This is a genomic window from Luteimonas sp. gir, from assembly GCF_037198055.1.
GTDB lineage: Bacteria > Pseudomonadota > Gammaproteobacteria > Xanthomonadales > Xanthomonadaceae > Luteimonas > Luteimonas citri_A.
Genome location: NZ_JBBAXQ010000026.1, coordinates 1 through 1,318, shown reverse-complemented (window position 1 = coordinate 1,318; position 1,318 = coordinate 1). Strand labels below are relative to the sequence as shown.

1 protein-coding gene is annotated in these 1,318 nt (G+C 67.5%); it reads left to right on the top strand.

Annotated elements, in window-relative coordinates:
• Positions 1-1,318, top strand: a 1,318-nt coding sequence (locus tag WAF18_RS17285) for an isopeptide-forming domain-containing fimbrial protein (protein ID WP_337246204.1), incomplete at both ends; no start/stop codon positions are given.

Below are 1,318 nucleotides of genomic sequence, written 5' to 3'. Positions count from 1 at the left end.
TACGCTGCCGGGCACCTACACGCTGAGCTACACCGCGACCGTCAATGCGGACGCGACCGGCAGCGTCGGCAATGTCGTGACCGCGACCACGCCTCCGGGCGGTAATGACCCCGAGCCGGTGTGCACCACCTGCGAAACCGAACATCCGGTCGTCGCGACCTCGATCACGGTGAGCAAGAGCTCCAACCCGGCCTCGGGCAGTGAGGTGTCGCCTGGCGACACGCTGACCTACACCCTGACCGCGACGGTCGCGAACTCAGCCACGACCGAAGTGCTGACGCTGAGCGATACGCTCGGATCGGGTCTGACGTTCGGTGCCGTGACCGATGCGGGCGCATTCGCCTGCACCGGTGCGCTGAGCTGCACCTTGCCTGTTGGCACCTTGCCGGGCAGCTACACGCTGACCTACACCGCCACCGTCAATGCGGATGCGACCGGCAGCGTGGGCAATGTCGTGACCGCGACCACGCCTCCGGGCGGCAACGATCCGGAGCCGGTGTGCACGACTTGCGAAACCGAGCATCCGGTCGTTGCGACCTCGGTCACGGTCAGCAAGAGCTCCAACCCGGCCTCGGGCAGCGAAGTGTCGCCTGGTGACACGCTGACCTACACGTTGACCGCGACGGTCGCCAACTCGGCCACGACCGAGGTGCTGACGCTCGCCGATACGCTCGGCGCAGGTCTGACCTTTGGTGCAGTCACCGATGCGGGCGCGTTTGCCTGCACCGGTGCGCTGACATGCACGCTGCCGGCCGGCACGCTGCCGGGCAGCTATACGCTGACGTACACCGCGACCGTCAATGCGGATGCAACAGGCAGCGTGGGCAATGTCGTAACCGCGACCACGCCGCCGGGCGGCAACGATCCGGAGCCGGTGTGCACGACTTGCGAAACCGAGCATCCGGTCGTCGCGACCTCGATCACGGTGAGCAAGAGCTCGAACCCGGCGTCGGGCAGTGAGGTGTCGCCTGGTGACACGCTGACCTACACGCTGATCGCGACGGTCGCCAACTCGGCGACGACCGAAGTGCTGACCCTGAGCGATACGCTCGGCACCGGCCTGACCTTCGGGTTGGTGACCAACGCCGGCGCATTCGCCTGCACGGGCGCGCTGACCTGCACGCTGCCGGCCGGCACGCTGCCCGGCACCTACACGCTGACCTACACCGCGACCGTCAATGCGGATGCGACGGGCAGCGTCGGCAACGTCGTTGTGGCAACCAACCCGCCGGGTGGCGATGACCCCGAGCCGGTATGCACCACCTGCGAGACCGAGCATCCGGTCGTCGCGACCTCGATCACGGTGGGCAAGAGCTCC